The 6,061-nt window shown below is 50.7% G+C and carries 7 protein-coding genes; 2 read left to right on the plus strand and 5 right to left on the minus strand.

Features of this window, described 5'->3' with window-relative positions; translation table 11 throughout:
• Positions 1-118: 118 nt before the first annotated feature.
• The 5 genes from ACI48K_RS25050 to ACI48K_RS25070 all read right to left on the minus strand — a co-directional run bounded on the left by ACI48K_RS25050 (position 119) and on the right by ACI48K_RS25070 (position 5,030).
• The gene (locus tag ACI48K_RS25050) at positions 119-649 is read right to left on the minus strand and encodes a hypothetical protein (RefSeq protein WP_475030355.1); all 531 of its coding nucleotides are present in this window, start codon (positions 647-649) and stop codon (positions 119-121) included.
• Positions 650-783: 134 nt separating this feature from the next.
• The gene (locus ACI48K_RS25055) at positions 784-2,247 is read right to left on the minus strand and encodes an MDR family MFS transporter (protein ID WP_475030356.1); all 1,464 of its coding nucleotides are present in this window, start codon (positions 2,245-2,247) and stop codon (positions 784-786) included.
• Positions 2,248-2,358: 111 nt separating this feature from the next.
• Positions 2,359-2,931: a TetR/AcrR family transcriptional regulator gene (locus ACI48K_RS25060; RefSeq protein ID WP_475030357.1), complete on the minus strand. Its 573-nt coding sequence runs from the start codon at positions 2,929-2,931 to the stop codon at positions 2,359-2,361.
• Between the two features lie 156 nt (positions 2,932-3,087).
• Positions 3,088-3,942, minus strand: coding sequence for a GNAT family N-acetyltransferase (locus ACI48K_RS25065; protein WP_475030358.1), 855 nt, complete (start codon positions 3,940-3,942; stop codon positions 3,088-3,090).
• Positions 3,943-4,049: 107 nt separating this feature from the next.
• On the minus strand, positions 4,050-5,030 hold the full coding sequence (locus ACI48K_RS25070) for an aldo/keto reductase (RefSeq protein ID WP_475030359.1): 981 nt from the start codon (positions 5,028-5,030) through the stop codon (positions 4,050-4,052).
• A gap of 279 nt (positions 5,031-5,309) precedes the next feature.
• Here ACI48K_RS25070 and ACI48K_RS25075 point away from each other — a divergent pair, with 279 nt between their 5' ends.
• Together ACI48K_RS25075 and ACI48K_RS25080 are read left to right on the plus strand one after the other, a co-directional pair.
• On the plus strand, positions 5,310-5,756 hold the full coding sequence (locus tag ACI48K_RS25075) for a GNAT family N-acetyltransferase (RefSeq protein ID WP_475030360.1): 447 nt from the start codon (positions 5,310-5,312) through the stop codon (positions 5,754-5,756).
• Positions 5,757-5,860: 104 nt separating this feature from the next.
• On the plus strand, positions 5,861-6,061 hold a 201-nt coding region (locus tag ACI48K_RS25080; protein WP_475030361.1), incomplete at its 3' end, for a hypothetical protein.

Consider the following 6,061-nt stretch of genomic DNA (forward strand, 5'->3'; position numbering starts at 1 on the left):
AATTTGAATACTACTTCCTGCAAAAAATCTATTACTTTTTGCATAAAAAAGGAGACCGATAAACGATCGGTCTCCCTGAAGCTAATGAATGGAGGAAAATCAGCTTGATTTTCTTTGCTTAAGGAACATATTGCTGAACGATGCTCGTCACTCGTCCATCTTCAATCGTCAGATGGTAAGGAAATTGACTGAGATCAAGCACGTCTTTGTCGGCGTACAATCGGGCGAATTTCTGCAAACTGACCGGCTCGTTTCCGGATACCTGGATGTCTTCCATACGACCGGTGCGGTCGTAGATTTGCATAAGCACGGCAGTGTCTTTCACCACAGGATATGATTCCGTTCGGTCGCTATCATTGACAATATAATATCCGTCCGGCGGTCCGTCAATGCCCGCGTCCGGTTCCCGTTCGGCAAAAACGGATTCGGCCTCTTTCCCCGTGTACCAGGAGATCGGGTCGAAGGTTATCCGCCCTCCATCCGCTCCAAGCTGGAATTGATGGATATAAGCCGTAATCGTCCGGGAAGCATGGTCTGCGGCTGCGGGGACACCTTTTGGTACCGCCGCCCCCGAGCTTGATGAAACTAGCGAAGACATCATAACAATAAGAAGTAAGGGGAACGATACGGCAAAACTTTTTTTAAACACTCCTGGTCCCGCCTTTCCGATGTTCGGCACAGTTCGTTTGGCATACAGACTATCATATGCCCTATGGTCTCATTATATGATCGGCCGAAGAAAAAAGGGTCTCAGCAAGGTTAAATCGGGTAACAAAATGTTCTTTAATCCTGGTGAGACTCAGCGGGCGCCGTGGTCCGGCGAAGGAACAATCCAAGCAGCAAAGCGGCAACTCCGACGAACATTGAAATGGTAAATGCGTTATGCAGCCCTGCGACCAGCGCGTTTGGCAGTTCCGCCGGGGACGTGGGATCCGCCGTTGACGACAGGTAGTCGGTTTGAGCCGAAGAGAAAATGCTGATGAACAAAGCCGTCCCCACCGCTCCGGACACCTGCTGCAGCGTATTCATCACCGCGGTACCGTGCGGATATAGGTGCCGCGGCAGTTGATTGAGGCCCGTGGTTTGTCCCGGCATCATCACGAGTGAAATGCCCACGAACAGAGCGATATGCAGGGCGACAACCTGGCCGGTCGGAGTGGTTGCTTCCAATCCCCTCATGAACCACAATGTCACAAGCACAATCACCAGTCCTGGAGTGATCAGCGCCCGAGGGCCGAATTTATCAAACAATCTGCCGGCGACAGGAGACATCAGTCCGTTGATCACGCCGCCGGGGAGGAGCACAAGCCCCGCCGCGAAAGGCGTCAGCAGCAGCGCGCCCTGCAGATACATCGGCAGGATGATCAGGGTCGAAAACAGCGTCATCATCATTACTGTCAGCAGTGCGGCGGATAAGGCGAACATCGGATATTTGAAGACGCGGACATCCAAAGTCGGTTCGGAAACCGCCAGTTGGCGCCACACGAACAAAGCAAGCGCCAAAAAGCCGACGATAATGCATGTGTAGACAATCGGGCTCGACCAGCCGTCCGGCTCGCCCGCCCGGCTGAAGCCGTAAACGATGCCGCCGAATCCGGCCGTGGAGAGCAGAATCGAAAGCAAATCGACTTTCGGTCTGGTCAGCTCGGATACGTTCCGCAAGTAAATGGCGCCGAACAAAATCGAGAAAACCGCCAGTGGAGCAATCAAAAAGAACAACCAACGCCAGTTCATCACATCAAGAATAAGACCGGACAAGGTCGGGCCAATAGCCGGACCGAACATAATAACAAGGCCGATGGTACCCATCGCCGCTCCTCTTTTATCGGGAGGGTAGATCGTCAGGATCGTGTTCATCATGACCGGAAGCAATAGTCCCGTGCCGATGGCCTGAACGACTCTTCCCCCCAGCAGCATGCCAAAGGAAGGAGCAATGCCGCAAATGACGGTGCCGATCAAAAACAAGATCATCGCCGACAGGAAAATCTGCCTCGTGGTAAACCACTGAATCAAAAGCGCGGTGATAGGGACAAGAATCCCGATGACCAACATATACGCCGTCGTCAGCCATTGGATGGTTGAAGCCCCAACTTGCAATTCTCCCATCAAATCCGTGTAAGCTACGTTCAGCAGCGTCTCGTTCAATATAGACACAAACGCGCCGATAACGAGAGCGATCGTGATCGGAAGGCGCCTGATTCCTTCGGCTTCCTTCGTCTGAACAGCGGTAAGTGCTGTCGTATTCATGTATAACTACCTCCAACCTATCCTAGTATTTTTTCTTTTTCTAGACCGTTCTATATATAAAATTTAAAATAAAACTCTCGCTATGTCTATTCTTATTTTTCCGGGCCAGAGTCAGTCGCGCCGAAACAATCGGGAAACCAGCTTCGCCGCAGTTCTTAGCGGCTGGCTGCTTTGCTGCGTCAAGCTCATGATGATAGATCCCTCCACGATACCGTTGATCATGACCGCCAGCTCTTTGGCCTCTTCTTCCGCATACCCCCCTGCCACGAATTTACGTTCAAATTCCTGAATCCAAGCATCGTAGGCTCCGCTACAGGCCTGCCGAATATTCTCGTTATTTCTTGCCGTCTCATGGGCGATGATGCCGATTGGCACGCCAAGCGGAGTTTCTTCCCGTTCGAAGTTATTCGCGAGGCGGTCCAAAAGGTGCCGCACAGCTTCGACCGGATCGGAACTTTCTTCCAAAACGGCGTTCAGACCGGCTCGGGCGACGTCTTTCGTATAAGAAACGGCTTCACAGGCGAGCTGCTCTTTCCCTTCCGGAAAATGATAATAAAGCGATCCCTTCGGGGCTCCGCTTACCTGAGTAATCTGATTCAATCCGGTGGCATTATATCCTTGGTTCTGCAGCAATTTGGCCGTTGTCTCGATCAATAATTGCCGCGTTGGGTTCGACTTTGCCATGTATATTACCTCACACTCAAAATTAGACCGACTGGTCTACATGATAAACCAAGGCTACCGCCGATGTCAAACCGGTGAATCCAGCTGAACTGATTAGCAATTAGAATTTAAGGCAGCCGTGTGAAAGGTTCCTTCGATCGCTGTTGTTCCCGGATTTCATAGTCTCAAATACATTTCATAGAGACTTAGAGACTCGCGCACGAATCCGCTTCGCTCCAAAAAACCCTCCAGTACCGCGTTGCTTGGGGTGGAGGCGGAGAATTTGGCGATGCCCAGCTCATCGCGGGCCTCCGTGAGCAGCCGAGTTGCCACGCCTTTGCCGCGGAACCTCTGATCGACAAGAACCAGGTTGATCTTTCCGCCAGGATTTACGCTGAGGCAGCCGATGATTTCGTTTTCCGCGTACATGGCGAAATAAACGTTGTTCGGGCATAATTGCTGGAATTCAAGATCGTTTTGCCAATTGATATGGAAATACTTACGCCGCCGCACCGCCTGCTCGAATTCCTCGAAGGAGATCCGCTCGATCCGCCCCCCTGGTGGTATTGCCGGTTTCTTTAATGGCGCGGCGTCGGCCAATGCAAAGAAGGAAAGGCCGTAAACCTTTCGGTAACCTCGTTTTTCGTAAAAAGCGATCGCCCGGTCGTTGCCGACGATGACTTCGAGGAAAAGCTGCCGGCAGCCGTGTATAAGCGCTTCTTCCTTATGGAGATCCATAAGCCGGGCGCTGACTCCCTCTCCCCGGTAAGCCGGACTGATCGCCAGTGCTCCGCACCGCATCGTTCGAACCGACTCGTATTCTTTGACTCCACCGAGCGCGAAACCCACGGGCACCCCATCGTCCAAGGCGACGAAGGAATGTTCCCGCCGATTGCCTTCCGGCCCGAAAAAACGGGCGGCAAATTCGTCCTCGCTCAGATCAAAACGAACGATGTAATCGGAGAAGCCGCTTTTGAACGCGGCATACAGTACTTCCATCCCGACTTCGGAGCCTCTTATGTATTGGATCATGGATCATGCCTCCCCCGATATAAGTTGAACGAATTATGTCTTTAAAATAGCGGGCAGCCGGAATTCCGGCCGCCCGTATGTCATACTGCGATGCTTTTATTTTCGGGTTACCAAGCGTAAGCTCTTGGAGCTTCTCCCCCCGGACCCGGGAAAATGTCGTCAATCGCTTTGAGCGTATCTTCGTTCAATTCCACCTCAACTACCCGCAGCGAATCTTCAAACTGCTGCAGCGTACGAGGTCCGATGATCGGCGCCGTAACAGCCGGATTCGCCAGCGTCCAGGCCAAGGCTATCGTGGCCTCCGATTCGCCCAGCTCTTGGCAGAGCGCAGAGAACCGTTCCAACTGCGGACGCAGCCGTTCGATCCGTTCCGTCTGCTTCGACGTTCTGGAGCCCGGCTCCGGATTCTTCCAACCGCCGCCCAACGCCCCGCCGTCCAGCGGGCTCCAAGGAATGACTCCGATGCCCAGCTCTTCCGCGGCCGGCAGCACTTCCAGCTCCGGCAAACGACAGAGCAGGCTGTATTTATGCTGTTCGGAAACCAGTCCGAGCAAGCCATGTTCTTTTGCCTCGTACTGGGCTTTGACCAAATCCCGTCCGGCAAAATTGCTTGAGCCTACGTACCCGATTTTCCCCTGCTTCTGCGCAATGTCAAACGCGTTCCACAGCTCGTCCCAGGACATGCTCCGGTCCACATGATGCATTTGGTACAATTCGATATGATCGGTTTTCAAACGATGCAGCGAGTCTTCGAGGTGACGGCGAATTTTGAAGGACGACAATCCGGCGCGTTCGTTCGGATCCTTTTGCGGATCATCCATACTCCCGTATACCTTCGTGGCGAGAACGACCTTCTCCCGTCTCCCCCCGCCTTGGGCGAACCAGCGTCCGATAATCTCCTCGGTCCATCCGCGACGCTCCGTTCCGCCGTAAACGTTGGCGGTGTCAAAGAAATTGACCCCGGCGTCAACCGCGGCATCCATAATCTTAAACGCTTCCTTCTCCTCCGTGCTTGGGCCGAAATTCATCGTTCCCAGGCACAGGCGGCTTACCTTTAGTCCCGTTTTCCCCAAATTGGCATACTTCATGGATACACAACCTCCTCAATGTTTTGGGCAGCATAACCTTCGATGTATACAGTCCACCACTATTATATACCCCTCGATTCGCCTGGACAAAACTCTGTCTTTGGTGACGTAAAAGAAGGATATATTAAATTAAGAAACGAATGACCTACATTAGAGTTTTATTTCGAGAGGAGTGATGTGGTATGAAGAATATCCAAGTTGCAATTTTTTTAAGGAAGGTTACGAATTAATCGTAGGGGAGGAATTCCTCTGCGGAGTAAAATGTGGGAGGAATTTCGTATGGCAGTTGTATTAAAACCAGTGTCTATTGAGAATTGGTATGGATGTACCCAGCTTAAAGTCAAGCCAGAGCAGCTTAATGTCTTTCCTGCACCCGTGGTTTATTGGATTGCAGAATCAAAATATGTTGATGATTTTGAATTGCGAGCTATTTACTCGGAAGAAGTTCTAGTCGGATTTCTCGTATTTTGCATGAATCCGGATAAGGATAATAACTATTGGATTCCTGCCATAATGATTGACCAAAAGCATCAAGGCAAAGGTTATGGCAAGGCAGCAATGGAAGCTTTGATCCAGCTTATGAGTCATTCACATTGTATAAATATCATGATTGGACACCGACCAGACAATCAAATAGCAGGAAAGTTGTATGAATCTTTAGGGTTTAAAAAAGTTAGTGAAGAAATACTAGACGGTGAAATAATACGTCTGCTGCAAACTGTTTAACAAATTGCATTGACTGTCGGCAACCGTCGGCAGTCTTTATTGCGATAGAAGGAATTTATTGCTGTAAAATTCGGCTTCTGACATGATGCCAAGAGCATCGTCTTGTGACTCATTTGGGAGGATTCTCGTTCAATAGCAACAATATTCTAGAAAAAAGCCTTCTAAACATAAAGGGAAAAGCTCCCGCTAATTTAAGCAAAATGAGGAATTACAGCGATTTAACTGGAAATGCTCCCACTGCTATGAACGAATTTGTCAATTCCCCTGTTTTTCCCCCTTTAAACCAAGGGTTTCAATTCCTTGGG

The sequence above is a fragment of the Paenibacillus terrisolis genome, assembly GCF_056171975.1.

Excerpts from the sequence above, each read along its gene's own strand:
- ACI48K_RS25055 (WP_475030356.1), bottom strand. The coding sequence starts at position 2,247 with ATGAATACGACAGCACTTACCGCTGTTCAGACGAAGGAAGCCGAAGGA.
- ACI48K_RS25070 (WP_475030359.1), bottom strand. The coding sequence starts at position 5,030 with ATGAAGTATGCCAATTTGGGGAAAACGGGACTAAAGGTAAGCCGCCTG.
- ACI48K_RS25075 (WP_475030360.1), top strand. The coding sequence starts at position 5,310 with ATGGCAGTTGTATTAAAACCAGTGTCTATTGAGAATTGGTATGGATGT.
- ACI48K_RS25065 (WP_475030358.1), bottom strand. The coding sequence starts at position 3,942 with ATGATCCAATACATAAGAGGCTCCGAAGTCGGGATGGAAGTACTGTAT.
- ACI48K_RS25060 (WP_475030357.1), bottom strand. The coding sequence starts at position 2,931 with ATGGCAAAGTCGAACCCAACGCGGCAATTATTGATCGAGACAACGGCC.